Genomic DNA, 19,057 nt, shown 5'->3' with positions numbered 1-19,057 from the left:
CATGGCATATTGCGAATGGGTATCAATATAGTAAATGCGCAACAAATGAGATTGAACGTTATAGACAACGAATTGATGAACCAATTAAATCCACACTGTTTTGATTGATAATCCGCCAAAACATCAATAAACATTGATATAACTAACAGGCGGTGGTTTCACCATCGATAATCCAAATGCAATTGCATCATATGACAAGTCTTTCAAAACGGCGAAACGTGAAGGGACGCCTGAGATTTGTGAGTAAACATAAATAAAAAATTCCTCATTTAGTTTTAGCTCTAAATAATAAGCTTCTTTGATTTATGATGTTGTAAAACATTGTGAATGAGGGAGGCTTTTTTATGACCTGATGGGAATATAGTTAATGTGGTAAGTGTCGATTATTTATGACTTGTAAATTAAATAGTAAAGGAGTTGAACCACCATTCGCAAATTTATCTTAACGTCAGGGGCTGTTATTTTAAATAAACAAAATAAAATACTTTTGAAAAAGGATCCTATTAGAGGATGGGAATTACCAGGTGGCTGTGTAGAAACAAATGAAACAATTAAAGAAACGGTTATTAGGGAAGTAAAAGAGGAAACTGGTATTGAAGTCGAAGTTATTAAATTTTGTGGTGTTTCACATGAAATAAAAAATAATATTTGTAATATGTGGTGGCTAGGAACTCCTATTGGCGGTGAGCTACAAACGAGTTGTGAAAGTTTAGAGGTCGGATTTTTTGATGTTGAGGAAGCGTTGTTATTAATAGAAAATGAAGATTTTAAACACGAAGTATTACATTGTTTAAATTGCGGAGAAGAACCTTTTTATATTTCTTTTTGAATATAAAGTTTATTTAATATGAAATAAGCCATGATTATATTTTCTAATCGTGGCTTATTAATGCACTAACAATTCACAGTCAGTAAAGTTTTGTTAATACATAATCATAAATTTCATCTGATGATTTATCAAGAGCTATGGAAAATTCTGAAAAAATGTTGTCTTGTAAAGATTGCAGTAGTTTCTCTTCTTGGTTAGGGAATTTTTTTTCAGTAACGCTATATTCGAGCTTTTTTCGTAATAATGTGTTTAAAAGGTTTGCTTGTTTTTGGCGATTACCGGATTTAATTATTTCTAGATAAAATCTCAATCGATGAGTGCTTTGTTCAATCCATTCCACGCCAGGTGATGTGAATGAATGTAAAATTTTGAGTGCTTCTTCTTTTTTAATAATGCCTCTAAGCTGTTTTTTTGAATTGTCAATTGGGGTACGAATGATTAATTGTGGTTCATTTAGTGGCTGTAAAACGTAATAAGATTTTGTAATATCGTTAAAAGTTTGTTCACAAATATCTTCAATAGAACAAAGTCCATGTGATGAATAAATGACTACATCGCCAACATTATACATGTATATTCCCTCCAACAAACTTTTTTGTCAACTTAGTTGACTAAAGTAATTGTAAGCAATTCAAAGATATTTGTCAACTTGATTGACGATTACTGTTGTTTTTTTGTATATTAATAACAAAAAATATGGAATGAGGGTGATCTAGCTGAAGGACGAATTGAAGAGTCGAGATGTCATTGATTTGTTGAGCGAACGTCACGAACTACTTCGCCAACTTGTTGAAGAGAAGTGGAATAAACATCATAATATTTATATTTCAAACTCAGAATGGTGTATTTTGGGAAGAGTATATAAAAAGGAACTTATGATTTCGGAGGTAGCTAAGGATGTTGATTTTTCAAGACAAGCAACCCATAAATTTATTAAAAGTTTGGAAGCAAAAGGGTTAGTGAAGGTGATCAATGTCGAACATAGTAAAAAACATAAAGCAATTCAAATGACTGAATTGGGTCAAGACTGTTTTGAAAAGAACGAACATTATAAAGCTGTGATTGTACAGCAGCTGATCAATACTATTGGAGAAGATCAAGTGACCAAATTAAAAAAAATATTAAAGCTTAATTGGAATATGGAGCATCTGAAAGCATAAGATTCGTTGGATTTAGTGATGCAAACGAGTATATGAGTGAAAAAAGTAATACACTATTTTTGGCAAGTAGACCAAATACTGATGCAAAAAAAGTTAGCAAGCCTCTCTCGTCCTATACGAAAGAGGCTCTTTGTGGCGAGGATAATAACTGCCGAGAATAGAAAATGGGCAGTTATTATATCGATATAGAGGAAAATCTTGATGAGAAATCGAAGCGATTGTTTTTTTAGATTTCAACCTAGCTTTTTTAAACAATAATAGTTACTCTACCTTCTCGCGCTCTATGAATGAAGCTCCATTTTCATGTGCTGAATGGTAAATGGCACTTTTCTCTTCTGTGCCAAATTGCCCGTTTTCTTCAATAACAAACTTTTCATTATTTTTCGTTTGAAAATAATAAGTGCCTACTGTACCTACTTCATATTCATAAATGACTTCCTTAATATCCTGCCATTCATATGTGGTTTGATGATGAAATTCTTTAAAAACAATTTGTGTTTTCTGTATAGCGATATAATTTACAAGAGAAAAATAGCCTAAAACCAGACTGCTCACAATAACTATAATCGTAATCAAATAGGTGTATTTATTTCTTTTGAATCCAAGTATGATCAACGTTAAAATAATTAATGCAATTGCTAAGACAAGCATAGTGAAGTTGTTTGTTGGAGTGATTAGCACGATATTATCTCTACTAAAATAAAACGTTTGGGAAATAGCAAATGGCAATATAAAAACAATGATGGGTGATACTAAAAGTAATACTATCGCTAAAATAAAAAGCCTTGCACTAGGTGATAGTTCGTTTAGCATTAACCTCCTCCTTTTTAGTGTTTGAATATTCGGTTATTTTATCTAAGTGTAACATATTTATAAATAAGGAATACATAAGGTCTATTACCAAAAATTGTGGATGACATTCGATGCCTTGAATATAAGTTGATTGGAGTGGAGACTGGACGCCCCGTCGGAACGGAAGTCAACCACACGTTATGGTGATAAGCTTACATACGTATTTTATGACTAAGGGTGTGAAGTAACCATAAAATTCTGAATTAATACTTCTATACATTGAAAATGAGCCGTTATAATATCGATATAGAGGTGAATGTTATGAGAAAAGATAGAGGGAAAGTTTGGTTAGGGGTTGCAGGGGTTGCTGTAAATGAGCTGGGTCAATGGTTAGTTGTCAAAAAAGCATATAGCGGTCTAAAGGGAAGATGGTCATTGCCTGCCGGTTTTGTTAATGCTGGTGAAACTGTGGATGAAGCGGTTGTACGTGAATTAAAGGAAGAAACGGGTATTGATTGTTGTGTATCTGGCTTAATCGGTTTTCGAACGGGTGTGATTCGTGGTGACATTAGCGATAATATGGCGATATTTTATTGTCGGATGAAAGATGAGCAGCAGCAGATTTGCATTCAGGAAAATGAAATATTAGAAGCGAAATGGATGTATCCAAAGGAGCTTGCACAAGATGAAATGACATCAGTTATGTTAAAGGAAATGGCATCCAACCAATTTGAAAAGCATCAATTGGAAGGAATTGAAGGTATTAATCCAGGAGATATATTTGGATATTCCTCTTATAGATTGTTCTTTAAAAAATAAAGTGACAGTGGAAGAAAAAGTATGTAAGGGATGTACTTGTTGATTTTCCTAAATATGACGAACAAGCGAAATCAAGGATAAGTTCATTGAAAGCGCTGTAGTAATCATGTAAACTAATGAGAGGAAAACGGAGGTTATACATACATGGAAGGTCCAGTTTCAATAGTACAGTTAATCATTTCAATTTTGTTATTTTTCGTCATGTTCTTTGGTATCGGATTTTTATTGAATATGCTTCTGCGAATGACTTGGTTAATGGCGATTGTGTATCCAATTGTTGTTATTTTCATTGTTGATGAGGTCAGCTTTTTTGATTATATTTTCAAACCAGGATCCGCATTTCCAGCTCTTTTAGATAAGTTACAAGCACTGCAATTTGTAGATATTGCAATCTTATCGGGTGGCTTTGCAGGTTCAATTGTAGCTGGAATAGTCATGATTTTTTTACGTAAAAGTGGATATCGAATGTTTTAACTTCTTTCGGCGGATGTCACGGAATCGGCTTTGTGCTTGCACAAACCGATTCCGGACGCAATTATGCCGAGGCATAATTAATCTTCTTTCAGTGGGTGTCCAAACATCCGCTGATTTTTTTTGAATGTTTCCGATAAAACTCAAGATGTTTCCGATAAATCGTGAAAAGTTTCCGATAAATCATGAAAAGTTTCCGATAAATCATAAAAGTGTTCCGATAAATAAAAAAACACAGCCTCAACAGGAGGATGTGTCCAATTTTTTTACAAAATAAACTGGTAGGTTATGATGGCGATAAAAATTCCGGTTAGTGCTCCAAAAAATACCTCGCTTCGTTTATGACCCAGCAATGTTTTTAGCTCTTCCATTTTTTCTTGCCCATCCATTTGTGGCCATTTTTTAAAATCGTGAAGCAGTATTTGAAAGTCCTTACGTAGTTGATTTAAAACAGCTGCATGTTGACCTGCCTGATAGCGTACTCCACTCGCATCATACATGACGATAAATGAAAACATAGCGGCTACAGCAAAAATTGGGGAATCTAGCCCTGTTTCGTAGGCAATAGAGGTTGTTAGTCCTGTTACGGAAGCGGAGTGTGAGCTAGGCATACCTCCAGTGGAAGTAATTAGTCCCCAGTTCATTTTTCTTGTCATTAAAAAATGAATAGGAATTTTTACAAACTGTGCAAAGAGAACTGCAAAGAGGGCAACGAGTAAAGGGGTATTTTGAAGTAAACTCATAATCATCACAACCTTCACTTATAATAATTTTATTATACCATTCATTTTTTTCTAAAAGCCAAATATTACGCGTTTTCTGAAATTTAGGTATAATAAAGTAATGAATGGAGGAATTTACATGCATATTGTAAAAGAAGCAAAAACATTTGAAACGATTTCTACTGAGGTGTTAGTAGTAGGGGTCACTAAACATCGTGAGCAAATGCAGGATTGGGCAAGCTTTTCATCATTTTATGGAGAAACCCTTGATGCGTGGATTAGTGCAGGGGATGTTTCTACTGAGCTAAAAAAAATGACGAAATTACCATTCTTGAAGAGTCACCCAAATCTTAAACGTATTTTATTTGTTGGTTTAGATGACCGTAAAAATTTAACAGAAGGCGATGTTCGTGCAGCATTTGGATTGGTCGGCAAGGAACTTAGAGCTTTAAAAGTTAAAGAATATTCAATTTGGCTTGAATCGTTTACGACAGATGCTATTACTGTGGCAGATGTTGCTTTTTTAGCTGGTGAAGGAACAGGTCTTGGTTATTATTCAATTCCTCATTACAAAACAACTTCAAATGAAGTAGATAAGCGTATTGACGCTGTTCATCTTGTGACTACTGTTGATGACATAGATGAGGTTGTGGCAAGCTTTGAGGTTGGCGCTATTTATGCAGATGCAGTAAATGAAGCACGTAGCTTAATCAATTTACCACCAAATCTACTTACAGCGACAGATTTAGCTAACTATGCAGAATCTCTAGCAGTGGAGTATGGTTTTGAGGTTGAAATTTTAGATAAAGCTCAACTAGAAGAACTAGGTATGGGTGGTATTTTAAGTGTCAATCAAGGCTCCTATGAAGAACCTCGTTTAATAACATTAAAATATAAAGCGACTGAAGATTTTGAGGATCCAATTGGCCTTGTCGGCAAAGGGGTTACGTATGATACAGGTGGCTATTCCTTAAAGCCAAGAGATGCAATGGTAGGCATGAAGGGCGATATGGGCGGTGCGGCAGCAGTGCTAGGTGCCATGAAAATCATCGGTGAATTACGTCCTAATAAAAACGTCGTTGCAGTAATTGGTTCTACCGATAATATGGTATCTGACACAGCATTTAAGCCGGATGATGTTATTACGACATATAGTGGCAAAACGGTTGAGGTTTTAAATACCGATGCTGAGGGACGTTTAGTATTAGCAGATGCTACTACATACGCTAAGCAACAAGGTGCTACTGCCCTTATCGATGTTGCAACGTTAACAGGTGGAGTCATTACTGCACTTGGTATGGATAAAACGGGTGCACTTGCTAATGATGATGAATTCTTTGCGGATTTCATGGAAGCTGCACAAGAGACTGATGAGTTTGTATGGCGTATGCCTTTAACAGAAAGTGATAAAAAGCGAATTCGTAAATCAGATGTTGCTGATTTAAATAACTCTCCTGGTCGTGATGGACATATGATCTTTGGTGGAGGCTTCGTTGGTGAGTTTGTTGGTGATACACCATGGATTCACTTAGATATTGCAGGGACATCAGATGCGATTGCTGTACATGACCTAGGCCCAAAAGGTGGTACAGGTGTAATGGTACGTACACTAGCAAACTTTGTGCAACGTTTAGGAGAAGAAAAATAGAGTAGGCGATATACATGTGAGATATGTATCTTCCTTCATACGATAGAGTAAAAAGGGAGGAAGCATATGTCATTTTTCGGAGGTTATCCAGGAGGAGGCTTTTGGACATTCGGTGCGCCGTTTTTTGGAGGGTTTTTAGGAGGTTTACTAGGAACGCAATTTAATCAATATCCTTACTATCCTGGCTATCGACCATATCCACCGTATCCACCATATCCACCATATAGACGGCCTCGTTATCGACCGTATTAATTCGAATAAAATAAAGATCATCACAAAAATTGCAAACCAGCTGTCGGTAACAAAATCGACGGCTGGTTTTTCCTTTAATAATTGTAGCCATTTAAATCTTTCCTAAATAAATTGAGTAAATAACATTTAATTGGAAATGACAAAAAGTTAAAGGCGTTTTGTAATTGAATGAAAATTAGTAACTAAGTATTAAAAAAATTGTTGACAAGACTACACTGAATTGTTTATTATTCTTATTACATTACTAAGAATTGAAAACGAAGCTGACTAGTAAACTAGAGGCTCTTATTATTCACAGGTCCCGCTATGACTATGGATAATTTGAGTCTTTTTTTTATCTTCATTCAGAGAAGACTACTATCTCTAAAGGTGAGGAGATGAATACGGGTGTGGTTCCTTTTCAGGATATGTCTAAACACCTGCTGATATAAAGGAACTCAGTCTAAGAACGCCACGTCCTGTGGCGATGACTGAGTGACCAACATCATGTTGGCCTAAAGCCTCCAGCGGATGTCACGGATTTTGAAAGGAATGAATTGTGCTGGCACAATCCAAAATCCGGACGCATTGTTTATCTGTAGCGACAGCTACAATTACGCCAAGGCGAAATCGATCTCTATCTATCTAAGAGACGAGAAGGAGTGAAATCAAATGGGGAAAGTTTTTATAGTAGGTGCTGGTCCTGGCGATGTTGATCTTATCACTGTCAAAGGATTACGGTGTATCGAATGTGCAGATGTCATTCTATATGACAGACTCATCAATAAAGAGCTATTATCTTATGCAAAACGAGAGGCTAAGCTCATCTTTTGCGGTAAGATGCCTCAGCAGCATGCCATGATTCAAGAACAGATAAATCGATCACTTGTCAGCTATGCACAGCAAGGATTGGTTGTGACGAGATTAAAGGGAGGTGACCCATTCGTTTTTGGAAGAGGCGCTGAGGAAGCAGAGGTATTAGCACAGCATAATATTCCTTTCGAAATTGTACCTGGCATCACTTCGGGGATAGCAGCGCCAGCCTATGCAGGGATTCCAGTTACACATCGTGATTTAAGCTCAAGTTTTGCAATGGTCACTGGACATATGCAAGAGGGCAAGGACGATGCAATTCGATGGGAAAGTCTTGCAAAAGGGATTGAGACAATTGCGATTTATATGGGGGTCGGTAATCTTCCTTATATCCGTCAGCAGCTGCTCAAATATGGTCGTGCTGAGGAAACACCAGTAGCACTCATCCATTGGGGTACATTTTCTCAGCAAAAAACAGTCACTGGTACTTTAGCCGATATTGAAGATATAGTGCAGCAAGAAAATATTCAAAATCCAAGCATAATTGTAGTGGGAAAAGTTGTTGCCTTAAGGGAACAAATTCAATGGTTCGAGCAAAATATTCCACAGCCTAAATTGGCGGAAAATTCTGTGTAAGGATGTGGGTTCATGCAAGCTATTTTATATATCGCTCATGGAAGTCGTGTAAAGGCGGGAGTGGAGCAAGCAGTTACCTTTCTAAAGAGCGTACAACAGGAAATTGAGTTACCGATCCAAGAAATTTGTTTTTTAGAGCTCACGGCGCCAACTATTGCTGAAGGTATAGATAACTGTATTAAACGAGGGGCTACAGCTATAGCCGTCATGCCTATTTTATTATTAGCTGCGCAGCATGCAAAGCATGATATTCCAAGTGAGATTGATCAAGCAAAAAAACAGCATCCACAAGTGCGCTTTACATACGGTGAACCGCTTGGTGTCCATGAACTATTAATCGACACACTACAGACTAGAGTTTTAGAAGCAAGGTTACCTACTAACAATGCAAGTGTTTTACTAATAGGTCGTGGGAGTAGTGATCCTGCGGTAAAGAGCGATTTAGCCAAAATTGCAACAAGATTACGTGACAAATATGCTTATGGAGTTGTAGACACATGCTTTTTATATGGAAAAGGTCCTACGTTTGAAGATTGGCTACAGCAAGAGAAGAATGGGTCCAATCAAGTATTTATAGTACCGTATTTATTGTTTACTGGGATTTTGCGCCAAAGCATAGCAAGGCGATTACAGGCCTATGAAAACAATCATATTATTTTATGTGAAAGTTTAGGCTATGACGATAATGTAAAGAAAGTTTTAGTGGAACGTATTTATCAATTACTACAATTAAATGAGGAAGGTGTTTGTAATGGTAGATAAAAGGACTGAAAATATAAATCTAGCATTAGATAATGTCCGCCAAATTTTAAATACGATGAATCATGGATCCATTACATTGATTGTACAAAATTCCTACGTGGTCCAAATTGAAAAGAAGGAAAAAATAAGACTCCGATAATTTTGTATTGGTTAAAGGATAGCGTCGGTCTAGTATGATCAACCCCGCATTATGGGGGTGAGCTCGAATTCAGATAATTTACTAAGAAAAGAAAATGATACGTGAGGTGGCAAGATTGAAACTGCATGTAATAAACAGTCCATTTAATGAGGAGCAGGTAAAGCTGTTAAATGAGTTGCTTCCTAAACTAACAAGAGAACAGAGGATTTGGTTAAACGGCTATCTAAGTGCTCCACTAGCAACTATTGATACCATTGTTGAAGAAACAAAGCCGACAGTAAAACCATTCACCAAAACAGTGACGATTTTATATGGCTCACAAACAGGCAATAGCCAGGGGTTAGCTGAAAAATACGCCTCAGCATTGAAAGACAATGAAGTTGACGTAACAATCTCATCGTTAGCAACGTTTAAGCCAAACAATATAAAAAAGGTAACAAATCTTTTACTCATTGTTAGCACACATGGGGAAGGGGACCCACCTGATCAAGCGATTCAGTTCTACGAATTTTTGCATAGCAAGCGTGCTCCAAAGTTAGAGCATCTTCATTATTCAGTGTTAGCTTTAGGCGATAGCTCCTATGAATTTTTCTGTAAAACAGGAAAGGATTTTGATGAGCAGTTTGCTAAGTTAGGGGCAACTAGAATCGTCCCTCGTACAGATTGCGATGTAGATTATGATGATGTGGCAGCACAATGGTTCTCAGCTGTTCAGCAGGAATTACTTCAACAGACGGATAAAGCTACTACGTCTACTACACAAAATCAGACAGCACAAGGAGACACTACATATTCTCGTAAAAATCCGTTTTATGCTGAAGTACTTGAAAACATTAACTTAAATGGCCGCGGCTCAAACAAAGAAACACGTCATATTGAATTATCAATCGAGGATGCAAATTTTCATTTCGAACCAGGGGATAGTATTGGGATTCAACCAGAAAATGATGAAAAACTAGTCGATGCTTTAATAACAGCGTTACAGTTTGATCCACAAACTGAAGTAAACGTATTTGAAGAAACACTGCCATTAAAGAATGCATTACTAAAGAAGCTAGAAATAACAGTGCTATCTAAGCCGTTGTTACAAAAAATAGGTGCCTTTACGGTGCATCAGGAATTTACAAAGCTACTTGAAGACACTAGTGCCTGGAAGGACTATGCAAATGGGAGAGATTTGCTTGATATTGTGGAAGACTTTGCACCATTTACATGGGATGCACAACAATTTGTAGAATTGTTACGTAAAATTCCAGCGCGACTTTATTCAATTGCTAGTAGTCAGAAGGCAAACAGTGAAGAAGTACATTTAACAATTGGGAAAGTAAGCTATGAGACGAATGGACGACAAAGACTTGGCGTTTGTTCTGGTAGCGTTGCAGAGCGTGTACAAATTGGTGATTCATTACCAATATATGTTCAAAAAAATCCGAACTTTAGATTGCCAGAGCATGAGGACACACCGATTATTATGATTGGAGCCGGTACAGGGATTGCTCCGTACCGTGCATTTTTAGAGGAGCGTGAGGAACTAGGTATCGAAGGAAAAGCATGGCTAATTTTTGGCGATCAACACTTTGTAACAGACTTTCTTTACCAAACAGATTGGCAGCGTTGGCTTGCTTCAGGCACACTAAGTCAAATGCATGTCGCTTTCTCCCGTGATACAGATAAAAAAATATATGTACAACATAAAATTGAGGAAAATGCTGTTGCCTTTTATGAATGGATAGAGCAAGGAGCTGTCATTTACGTCTGTGGCGATAAAAAATCGATGGCGACAGATGTTGATGCAATAATACATCGCGTCATTGAGCAGCAAGGGCAAAAAACGCCAGAGGAAGCAAAAGCCTTTGTCAATGAACTTAAAAAACAGAAACGCTATCAACGTGACGTTTATCTTCATTCAGCCTACTGAATGAAGATAAAGCCTCCGGCGGATGTCACGGATTTTGAAAGGAATGAATTGTGTTGGCACAATTCAAAATCCGGACGCAATTACGTCAAAGCGAAATTGATTAATAAAGGGGCGAAAAAAATGACTGAAAAAATTATTTTACCTCCACAACCGGGGAAGCCTAGTGATGTAGAGCGTATTAAGAGCGATAGTAACTATTTACGTGGAACACTTGAACGTACGATGAATAATCCATTAAGCTCAGGTATTCCAGAGGATGATAATCGTTTGATGAAATTCCATGGTAGTTACTTACAAGATGATCGTGATCTTCGGAATGAACGCCAACGTCAAAAGCTAGAGCCAGCTTATCAATTTATGGTGCGCGTACGAACACCAGGGGGGGCAGCAACATCAGCACAATGGCTAGTAATGGATGAAATGGCGAGAAAGTATGGCAATGGCTCCTTAAAATTAACAACACGTCAGGCATTCCAAGTACATGGGATATTAAAATGGAATGTCAAAAAATATATGCAGGAAATTAATGAGGTATTATTGGATTCTCTCGCTGCCTGTGGGGATGTGAATCGTAATGTGATGTGTAATGTGAATCCAAACCAATCCGCATTACATGAGGAAATTTATAACTGGTCCGCAAAATTAAGTGAGCACTTACTACCTAGAACACGAGCATACCATGAGCTATGGTTGGATGGTGAAAAGGTAGTAGATAGTCAGGATGAAGAAATTGAACCTATATACGGTGCTCAATATTTGCCGCGTAAATTTAAAATTGGTATTGCTATTCCACCAAGTAACGATGTGGACGTATTCTCCCAAGATATTGGACTCATTGCCATTGTTGAGGATGATCAGTTAGTAGGCTTTAACGTGGCAGTTGGCGGAGGAATGGGCATGACACATGGTGATCATGAAACATATCCCCAGCTCGCTCGCGTCATTGGTTTTATTACTCCTGATAAACTATTGGAAACAGCGGAGAAAATTATTACGATTCAGCGCGATTATGGGAATCGTTCAGTGCGTAAAAATGCACGTTTTAAATATACTATTGATGCTAGAGGACTTGAATGGTTTAATGATGAACTGACGCGTCGTCTAGGCTGGGACATCCAACAAGCTCGTCCATTTACCTTTGAGCGTACAGGTGATGAATATGGATGGATTAAAGGTGCAGACGACAAATGGCACTATACATTATTTATTCAGAATGGCCGTATTAAAGACTTTGAAAACTACGAGCTTCTAACAGGATTACGCGAAATTGCTAAAGTGCATACGGGTGATTTCCGCTTAACACCAAACCAAAATTTAATGATTAGTAATGTAACATCAGAAAAGAAGGAAAAAATCGCTACTATTATTGAGCAATATAAGCTTACAGATGGTGCGCACTATTCTGCATTGCGTCGTAATGCGATTGCTTGCGTTTCATTACCAACATGTGGTTTAGCGATGGCAGAAGCGGAGCGTTACTTGCCTTCTCTAATTACAAAAATTGAAACAATCATCGATGAAGCAGGCTTAAACGATACAGAAATTGTTATTCGTATGTCAGGCTGTCCGAATGGATGCTCACGTGCGGCAATGGCTGAGATTGGATTTATCGGTAAAGGCCCAGGGAAATATAATATGTATTTAGGAGCAAGCTTTACTGGTAATCGTCTCAATAAAATCTATCGTGAAAATATTGGGGAAGAGGAAATTTTAGCAGAACTTCGTCCGATCCTTCTGCACTATGCTAAGGAACGTTTAGAAGGCGAGCATTTCGGTGATTTTGTGATTCGTGCAGGCTATGTAACAGCTGTTTACGACGGGCGAGATTTTCATAATTAACCCGTTAATCACTGTGAACTGACAATTACATGATCACTAACCTTAAGCTAATTGATTCTAAACATTCATCAATATATTCACGACATAGCTCCATCAGCACGATAAGTTCAAGCAGTAGATATGGCTTATTTAACGAGAACGATGTCTGGGGTGTTCGCGCATTAAAAAATGAATTTTTTATAAAACCTAGTTGTCTGCTAGGTGTACTTAGTCTATCTTGGGGATAAGAGGAAGTAATGTAGAACGAGGTAGCTAATACCATCGTTTCATAATAAGCTGGCTAGTCAAACTAGAGGCGTTTTAACAAAGGCATGTCTATTACTATGTCTTGCGTTAGAACGTCTTTTTTCGTTACGAGGGGGACTATTATGTTAACATATGCAACTTGGCATGAGCCAACAATGGATTTTAATGTTGATGAAACTTATAAAGCTGCACTGGAGGTTTTACAGTGGAGTTATGCAGAATACGGAGAGGATATCGTTTATGCATGTAGCTTTGGAATTGAGGGAATTGTCTTGATTGACCTTATTTCAAAGGTGAAGCCTGATGCTACGATTATCTTTTTAGATACAGGTGTTCATTTTAAGGAAACATATGAAACGATTAACAGAGTGAAAGAAAAATATCCACAGCTTAACATTATTATGCAAAAACCAGCACTTACGCTAGCACAGCAAGCAGCACAATATGGCGAAGAACTATGGAAGTCTAATCCAAATAAATGCTGCGAAATTCGCAAAATAAAGCCATTACATGAAGCGTTAGCGGGTGCAAAGGCTTGGATTTCAGGCTTACGTCGTGAACAATCAGCAACTCGTCAAAATACAAACTTCATCAATCGTGATGATAAATTTAAGTCGATTAAAATTTGCCCACTCATTCATTGGACATGGAAGGATGTCTGGCGATATGTCACAAAGCATGATTTGCCTTACAATCCTTTACACGACAGAGGCTATCCAAGTGTTGGTTGTGAGCATTGTACAAAACCAGCATTTACGTTGGATGATTTACGTTCAGGTAGATGGCAGGGATCTGGTAAAACTGAGTGTGGATTACATGAATAAAGGAGTTTTGCCATGCTTGAATATGTTGCGATAGCAATTAGTTTATTTTTTGCGATGAATATAGGGGCCAGTGGAGCGGCAGCCTCAATGGGGGTTGCTTACGGTGCAGGTGCCATCAAAAAAGCTTGGCAAGCATTGTTAATTTGCTCAGTGGGTGTTTTTAGTGGGGCTGTACTTGGTGGTGGAGAGGTAGTAAAAACAATTAGCTCCGGCATTATGCCACAGGAGTACATTACTGTAAAGATTGTCATTATTATTTTGATTTCTGCCACAAGCTCGCTATTCCTAGCTAATCTTTTAGGCATCCCCCTATCGACGAGTGAAGTAACAGTGGGAGCAGTTGTAGGTGTTGGGATTGCCTATAAAGTGTTATATGTAAAATCATTGCTTGTCATCATTTCATTTTGGGTCATTATTCCGATTATTGCGTTTGTCATCGCACTTGTATTTGGTAAGTGGCTGTATAAATTACGAGGCAAAGGCTTATTAAAGGATCGACCGATTTTAACGATTCTTCTTGTCTTTGCCGGATTTTTCGAAGCATTTTCAGCAGGGATGAATAACGTAGCAAATGCAGTTGGCCCACTTGTTGGTGCAGGCGTGATGGGCGTAACAAGTGGAATATGGCTTGGTGGGGCATTTGTGGCGCTCGGTGCTATGCTACTAGGGAAGCGAGTACTTGAAACAAACGGTAAAAAAATTATGCGCTTTGAGAAGGCAGAGGGGATATTGATATCGAGTACAGGAGCACTACTTGTCGGTATTAGCTCTATTTTCGGGCTTCCTGTACCGTTAACACAAGTAACATCCTCTTCCATCATTGGAATGGGGATGGCCAAAAACGGTAAACAAATTTTTCATAAGCATATCGTGAAAAAAATAATCCGAATTTGGATTGTCTCGCCAATTTTTTCTTTAGTCATTTCTTATTTTTTAGTACAGCTATTCTTAGAGAAAGATTTCTATGCCATCGTATTAACTGGCGGTATTATTGTTGGAACGCTTGGTGTCATTAGCTTAATGCGAACAATGCGTGAAGAAGAGCGCTCAATATATGACGCAGGTGAAGGTATTTAATGGGAGCCAATTAAATCAGCGAGGGAGCCAATCACTTTTGAATTGGAGCCGATCAGATCAGAGTGGAACCCGATTACATTTGAAGGGAAGCCAATCAAATCAGAGTGAGACCCGATCACTTTAAAATGGAAGCTGATCAAAACAGTGGGAACCCCAATCCATGCGCATAAAAACTTACGACGAAGCGAGTAGCCCGTAGCGGAAATCAGAGCCTTCTAATTAATTGTGATGGATAAAAATAGTTAATTAACACATCTGCTTAAATATAAAACATAGTAATTTAATAAAAATAGGAGGAGATTTTGATGAGTTTACAACCACATGGTGGACGATTAGTGCAAGCCTTTAATCCAAAGAAGGATGTAACACAAATAAAAAAAGTCATTGAGCTTGATGCCATTTCACTTAGTGATTTAGAGTTAATTGCTATCGGCGGTTACAGTCCAATTGAAGGTTTTTTAACGCAGGAAGATTATGAATCCGTTGTTGAGCATACACGTTTAGCATCAGGCGTGGTGTGGAGTATTCCGATTACATTACCTATAACAAAGGAAGTGGCGGCAACATTACAGTCTGGCGATGAGGCAAAATTAGTTTATGGTGATGCTGTTTATGGTGTGATCGAAGTTGCTGATATTTATGAACCGAATAAGCGGAAAGAGGCATTATTAATATATGGAACAGAGGATTTAGAGCATCCCGGTGTTAAAAAGCTGCATGAACGCCCAAGTATTTATGTGGGCGGCAAAATTACATTAATAAAACGTCTTGAGCAAAAGTTTCCCGCCTATTCATTTGATCCGATTGAAACTCGTCATCTGTTTGCAGAAAAGGGCTGGAAAACGATTGTTGGCTTCCAAACACGTAATCCGGTACACCGGGCACATGAATATATTCAAAAGGCGGCACTTGAAACAATTGATGGATTATTTTTAAACCCGCTTGTTGGGGAAACGAAATCAGACGATGTGTCAGCCGCAATTCGTATGGAAAGCTACGAGGTTCTACTTAAAAATTATTATCCTGAAAATCGCGTGCAATTAGGGGTGTTTCCAGCTGCAATGCGTTATGCAGGACCAAAGGAAGCCATTTTCCATGCACTTGTACGAAAAAATTATGGCTGTACGCACTTTATCGTCGGGCGTGACCATGCAGGTGTGGGTGATTACTATGGCACATACGATGCACAAAAAATCTTTGAACAATTTTCTGAAGATGAAGTAGGGATTGTTCCGTTAAAATTTGAGCATAGCTTCTATTGTAACAAATGTGAGGGCATGGCAACGACGAAAACTTGTTCTCATGATAGCTCAGCACACGTCATTTTATCGGGTACTAAAGTTCGTGAAATGTTACGTAATGGTGAAGTGCCACCAAGTACATTTAGTCGTAAAGAGGTTGTTGATGTACTGATTAAAGGAATGCGTAAGGAGGTATTAAAGTGAGTTCGAATATCGTTTGGCATGAAGCATCCATTACGAAAGAGCAGCGTCATACACAAAATAAACATCAAAGCTTTATTTTATGGTTCACAGGTTTATCGGCTTCCGGAAAATCTTCTGTGGCGAATGCTTTCGCTCACCGGCTCTTTGAACGTGGCAATCAAGCATTTGTCTTAGATGGTGATAATGTTCGTCATGGCTTGAATAAGGATTTAGGATTTGACGAAGCAGGCCGAAAGGAAAATATTCGTCGCATCGGAGAGGTCTCTAAGCTTTTTGTAGAAAGTGGTCAAATTGTATTAACAGCTTTTATTTCTCCTTATAGGGAAGATCGTCAAGTTGTACGTGAGCTGGTAGAAGAAGGAGAATTTATAGAGGTATATGTGAGATGTTCTGTAGAAACGTGTGAAAAGCGTGATCCAAAGGGGCTTTATAAAAAAGCACGGAATGCAGAAATCCCAAACTTTACAGGTATTAGTGCGCCTTATGAAGAACCAGCAAATCCAGAAATTATGTTAGACACAGAACGTAATTCCATTGAAGAATGTGTAGACCGGCTCACAGACATTTTAACTTCAAAAGGATATATTTAATAAAAATTGCTTTCTTAAAGAATCTGCTTGCTTTTGATGAAGCAGATTTTTTTGTGAGAAATTTTTGGCTCATTACCATATCTAAAGGACATATATTTTAAAATGTCATCCACATCTTTTGGTTAAGGTCCGAATTTTGGCTCATCACCAAAAGTTGTGGCTGACATTTGTTAAAACATATACTATGTAAATAAGTTGATTGGAGTGGAGGCTGGGTGACTCCTTGGGGATTAGCGTCACAGATGAGACCCTGGAGCGAGCAACGCGAGTGAAGCGGCTCATCGGACGCCCCCAGGAAGCTCTGCTCTGCGCGAAAGCGAAGCGTCAGCGGCAAAGCGCCCAGTCGGAACGGAAATCAACCACACGTTATGGTGATGAACCCGAATTTTTCCATTTCTTATAGAGTTATTCCATTTGTTGTGAGATGATTTAATTATCAAATGTTATAGGAGATGAAAAAAATGAGCGTACATATTCAATTACTAACCAAAGATGATGTGAACCCGAAATTATTAAATGAAATAGTGGGACTGTGGAATGAAAATGCCATAGAAACGGCAGATAGTGAATTAGAGAAGAGTGAAAGACAAGGTATTCAGGAACAGCTAGAACAATATATTCAATCAAAATATGGGGTTATTTATATTGCAACTAATGACAACTATCAAATTATTGGTTTTGGAATGGCTTCGATAAAAAAAGATTTAATTTATGATATGAACTATGGCCAAATAGATGAAGTTTATGTAATACCTACTTATAGAAGACAGAAGGTTGCTAAACGTCTAGTAGATGATTTAGTGAATTGGATTGACGACGAGCACGATACTTCTGTAATAAATGTTTATGTAGATTTAGAAAATGACTTAGCATTAAACTTTTGGGAAGGGATCGGGTTAGAAAAAGAGTTTTTTATGCTATCCAAGTAATTAAAAAATGGCCAATGAAGTCTAGATGATTTCATTGGCCATATGTTTTAGATAAGTTATTTAATGCCTTGTTCCTTTTTCATTCGATCAATTTCAGGTCCTAGATCGTCACGTACTGTGCCTTTCCAAGGCTTTACGCCAGCGATGTATGAGGAGCGGGTCATAATATGTCCTCCAACAGGACCTGTAATGAACAGGAATAATATACCTAGCAAAATGCGGGGATTGAAGTGATCTTCAATCAGCCAAAAGTGAAAGAATACGCCAATGAGTACGCACATGACACCGAGCGTTGCACTTTTGGAAGCAGCGTGAGCACGTGTGTATAAATCAGGTAAACGGACAAGACCAATGGCTGTCACGACAATAAATAGCACCCCTATAGAAATGAAAAAGATAACTAAACTATTAGCGAGAATTGTCACGTTTAATGATATCTCCTTTCTCTATGAATTTAGAGAATGCAACAGTACCGATAAACGATAATATCGCTAACAATAATATAATTTCAAGGAAGAAGCTTGTTTCAACCAATATTGAAAACAGTCCAATTAGCGAGATTACTGACACACCTAATGAATCCAATGCTACAACACGGTCAGATGCAGAAGGACCTTTAACCATTCGATAAACGACTGCAATCATCGATAAGCAAATCACTACAATCGCAGCAATAATAAACGTTGTCATGATTTACTCACCTCCAAAATTGCTTTCTCAAATGAATCTCGAATTGCTGCAATTGCTTCATCGACATCGCTAATATCGATCGCGTGTACATACAAAGTTTTTGCATCATCTGATACATGCACTACTACTGTACCAGGCGTTAAAGTAATAAGACTCGATAATAAAGTAATTTCCCATTCTTGTGTTAAAACAGTCGGATAGGCAAAGAATGCAGGCTGCATATTCAACTTAGGTTTTAAAACCACTTGAAGAACTTGAATATTCGCTAACACTAATTCCTTTAAAAAGAGTAAAGTTAGCTTAATAATTGCCCAGATACGGTAGACGTAAAGACGTGTAGTAAAAAATCTACGCATAATAATGATCAATATAATACCGAGAATGAACCCAACAATAAAGCCTGTTGCTGTGAAATTAGAAGAAAGGAACATCCAGACGAAGGCAAGTACAAAATTTAAAATAATTTGAAATGCCATA

At 37.8% G+C, this 19,057-nt stretch carries 22 protein-coding genes and 1 pseudogene; 17 read left to right on the top strand and 6 right to left on the bottom strand.

What is annotated here, in order from left to right:
* Window positions 1–142: 142 nt before the first annotated feature.
* Window positions 143–247, top strand: a pseudogene (locus BFJ97_RS25255) (iron-sulfur cluster assembly accessory protein); the annotation flags it as partial.
* 180 nt (window positions 248–427) lie between these two features.
* Complete coding sequence (locus BFJ97_RS14240) at window positions 428–829, top strand: NUDIX hydrolase (RefSeq protein ID WP_068985317.1); 402 nt, start codon at window positions 428–430, stop codon at window positions 827–829.
* Between the two features lie 79 nt (window positions 830–908).
* Here the strand turns inward: BFJ97_RS14240 and BFJ97_RS14235 are convergent, their stop codons facing one another.
* On the bottom strand, window positions 909–1,400 hold the full coding sequence (locus BFJ97_RS14235) for a CarD family transcriptional regulator (RefSeq protein WP_068985316.1): 492 nt from the start codon (window positions 1,398–1,400) through the stop codon (window positions 909–911).
* A gap of 157 nt (window positions 1,401–1,557) precedes the next feature.
* On the opposite strand from BFJ97_RS14235, the gene BFJ97_RS14230 reads away from it, so the two are divergent.
* A complete protein-coding gene (locus tag BFJ97_RS14230) occupies window positions 1,558–1,989 on the top strand; it encodes a MarR family winged helix-turn-helix transcriptional regulator (RefSeq protein WP_223555807.1) in 432 nt (143 codons plus the stop codon).
* A 261-nt stretch (window positions 1,990–2,250) separates the two neighbouring features.
* On the opposite strand, the gene BFJ97_RS14225 is transcribed toward BFJ97_RS14230, so the two are convergent.
* Window positions 2,251–2,802 carry a hypothetical protein gene (locus BFJ97_RS14225; RefSeq protein ID WP_068985314.1) on the bottom strand — a complete coding sequence of 184 codons (552 nt, stop codon included), beginning with the start codon at window positions 2,800–2,802 and terminating at the stop codon, window positions 2,251–2,253.
* A gap of 300 nt (window positions 2,803–3,102) precedes the next feature.
* Here BFJ97_RS14225 and BFJ97_RS14220 point away from each other — a divergent pair, with 300 nt between their 5' ends.
* Both BFJ97_RS14220 and BFJ97_RS14215 read left to right on the top strand, forming a co-directional pair.
* Window positions 3,103–3,600 carry an NUDIX hydrolase gene (locus BFJ97_RS14220; protein ID WP_068985313.1) on the top strand — a complete coding sequence of 166 codons (498 nt, stop codon included), beginning with the start codon at window positions 3,103–3,105 and terminating at the stop codon, window positions 3,598–3,600.
* 144 nt (window positions 3,601–3,744) lie between these two features.
* Window positions 3,745–4,074, top strand: coding sequence for a YuiB family protein (locus BFJ97_RS14215; protein WP_068985312.1), 330 nt, complete (start codon window positions 3,745–3,747; stop codon window positions 4,072–4,074).
* 263 nt (window positions 4,075–4,337) lie between these two features.
* On the opposite strand, the gene BFJ97_RS14210 is transcribed toward BFJ97_RS14215, so the two are convergent.
* Entirely contained in the window at window positions 4,338–4,820 is a 483-nt protein-coding gene (locus BFJ97_RS14210) for a divergent PAP2 family protein (RefSeq protein WP_068985311.1), read from the bottom strand.
* Window positions 4,821–4,932: 112 nt separating this feature from the next.
* On the opposite strand from BFJ97_RS14210, the gene BFJ97_RS14205 reads away from it, so the two are divergent.
* From BFJ97_RS14205 to BFJ97_RS14150, 12 genes are all read left to right on the top strand, one after another.
* Entirely contained in the window at window positions 4,933–6,441 is a 1,509-nt protein-coding gene (locus BFJ97_RS14205; protein ID WP_068985310.1) for a leucyl aminopeptidase, read from the top strand.
* 66 nt (window positions 6,442–6,507) lie between these two features.
* Window positions 6,508–6,693 (top strand): uroporphyrin-III methyltransferase, encoded by a 186-nt coding sequence (locus BFJ97_RS14200; RefSeq protein WP_068985309.1) that lies wholly within the window; start codon window positions 6,508–6,510, stop codon window positions 6,691–6,693.
* 651 nt (window positions 6,694–7,344) lie between these two features.
* Window positions 7,345–8,121, top strand: coding sequence for a uroporphyrinogen-III C-methyltransferase (gene cobA, locus BFJ97_RS14195; RefSeq protein WP_068985308.1), 777 nt, complete (start codon window positions 7,345–7,347; stop codon window positions 8,119–8,121).
* A gap of 12 nt (window positions 8,122–8,133) precedes the next feature.
* Window positions 8,134–8,883 carry a sirohydrochlorin chelatase gene (locus tag BFJ97_RS14190; RefSeq protein ID WP_068985307.1) on the top strand — a complete coding sequence of 250 codons (750 nt, stop codon included), beginning with the start codon at window positions 8,134–8,136 and terminating at the stop codon, window positions 8,881–8,883.
* Entirely contained in the window at window positions 8,873–9,022 is a 150-nt protein-coding gene (locus BFJ97_RS23705) for a YezD family protein (protein ID WP_083227049.1), read from the top strand. The genes BFJ97_RS14190 and BFJ97_RS23705 overlap by 11 nt, the downstream gene beginning before the upstream one ends.
* 115 nt (window positions 9,023–9,137) lie before the next feature.
* Window positions 9,138–10,940 (top strand): assimilatory sulfite reductase (NADPH) flavoprotein subunit, encoded by a 1,803-nt coding sequence (locus BFJ97_RS14185; RefSeq protein WP_068985306.1) that lies wholly within the window; start codon window positions 9,138–9,140, stop codon window positions 10,938–10,940.
* Between the two features lie 120 nt (window positions 10,941–11,060).
* Window positions 11,061–12,779 carry an assimilatory sulfite reductase (NADPH) hemoprotein subunit gene (gene cysI / locus BFJ97_RS14180; protein ID WP_068985305.1) on the top strand — a complete coding sequence of 573 codons (1,719 nt, stop codon included), beginning with the start codon at window positions 11,061–11,063 and terminating at the stop codon, window positions 12,777–12,779.
* 368 nt (window positions 12,780–13,147) lie between these two features.
* Window positions 13,148–13,849 (top strand): phosphoadenylyl-sulfate reductase, encoded by a 702-nt coding sequence (locus tag BFJ97_RS14175; protein WP_068985304.1) that lies wholly within the window; start codon window positions 13,148–13,150, stop codon window positions 13,847–13,849.
* A 12-nt stretch (window positions 13,850–13,861) separates the two neighbouring features.
* A complete protein-coding gene (locus BFJ97_RS14170) occupies window positions 13,862–14,926 on the top strand; it encodes an inorganic phosphate transporter (RefSeq protein WP_068985303.1) in 1,065 nt (354 codons plus the stop codon).
* A 305-nt stretch (window positions 14,927–15,231) separates the two neighbouring features.
* The gene (sat, locus tag BFJ97_RS14165) at window positions 15,232–16,371 is read left to right on the top strand and encodes a sulfate adenylyltransferase (protein ID WP_068985302.1); all 1,140 of its coding nucleotides are present in this window, start codon (window positions 15,232–15,234) and stop codon (window positions 16,369–16,371) included.
* Window positions 16,368–16,961 (top strand): adenylyl-sulfate kinase, encoded by a 594-nt coding sequence (cysC, locus tag BFJ97_RS14160; RefSeq protein WP_068985301.1) that lies wholly within the window; start codon window positions 16,368–16,370, stop codon window positions 16,959–16,961. The genes sat and cysC overlap by 4 nt, the downstream gene beginning before the upstream one ends.
* Before the next feature lie 461 nt (window positions 16,962–17,422).
* A complete protein-coding gene (locus tag BFJ97_RS14150; protein WP_068985299.1) occupies window positions 17,423–17,890 on the top strand; it encodes a GNAT family N-acetyltransferase in 468 nt (155 codons plus the stop codon).
* A gap of 56 nt (window positions 17,891–17,946) precedes the next feature.
* Here BFJ97_RS14150 and mnhG read toward each other — a convergent pair whose 3' ends face one another.
* From mnhG to BFJ97_RS14135, 3 genes are read right to left on the bottom strand one after another with little or no spacing between them, the layout of a single operon-like run.
* Window positions 17,947–18,315, bottom strand: coding sequence for a monovalent cation/H(+) antiporter subunit G (gene mnhG / locus BFJ97_RS14145; RefSeq protein ID WP_068985298.1), 369 nt, complete (start codon window positions 18,313–18,315; stop codon window positions 17,947–17,949).
* Window positions 18,299–18,580, bottom strand: a complete 282-nt coding sequence (locus BFJ97_RS14140; RefSeq protein WP_068985297.1) for a Na(+)/H(+) antiporter subunit F1 — start codon at window positions 18,578–18,580, stop codon at window positions 18,299–18,301. The genes mnhG and BFJ97_RS14140 overlap by 17 nt, the downstream gene beginning before the upstream one ends.
* Window positions 18,577–19,056 (bottom strand): Na+/H+ antiporter subunit E, encoded by a 480-nt coding sequence (locus tag BFJ97_RS14135; RefSeq protein WP_068985296.1) that lies wholly within the window; start codon window positions 19,054–19,056, stop codon window positions 18,577–18,579. The genes BFJ97_RS14140 and BFJ97_RS14135 overlap by 4 nt, the downstream gene beginning before the upstream one ends.
* Window position 19,057 lies beyond the last annotated feature (1 nt).

The sequence above is a fragment of the Lysinibacillus xylanilyticus genome (assembly GCF_001708185.1).
GTDB lineage: Bacteria > Bacillota > Bacilli > Bacillales_A > Planococcaceae > Lysinibacillus > Lysinibacillus xylanilyticus_A.
The sequence above is the reverse complement of the archived record's forward strand: the minus strand, read 5'-3'. Positions and strand labels throughout refer to the sequence as shown.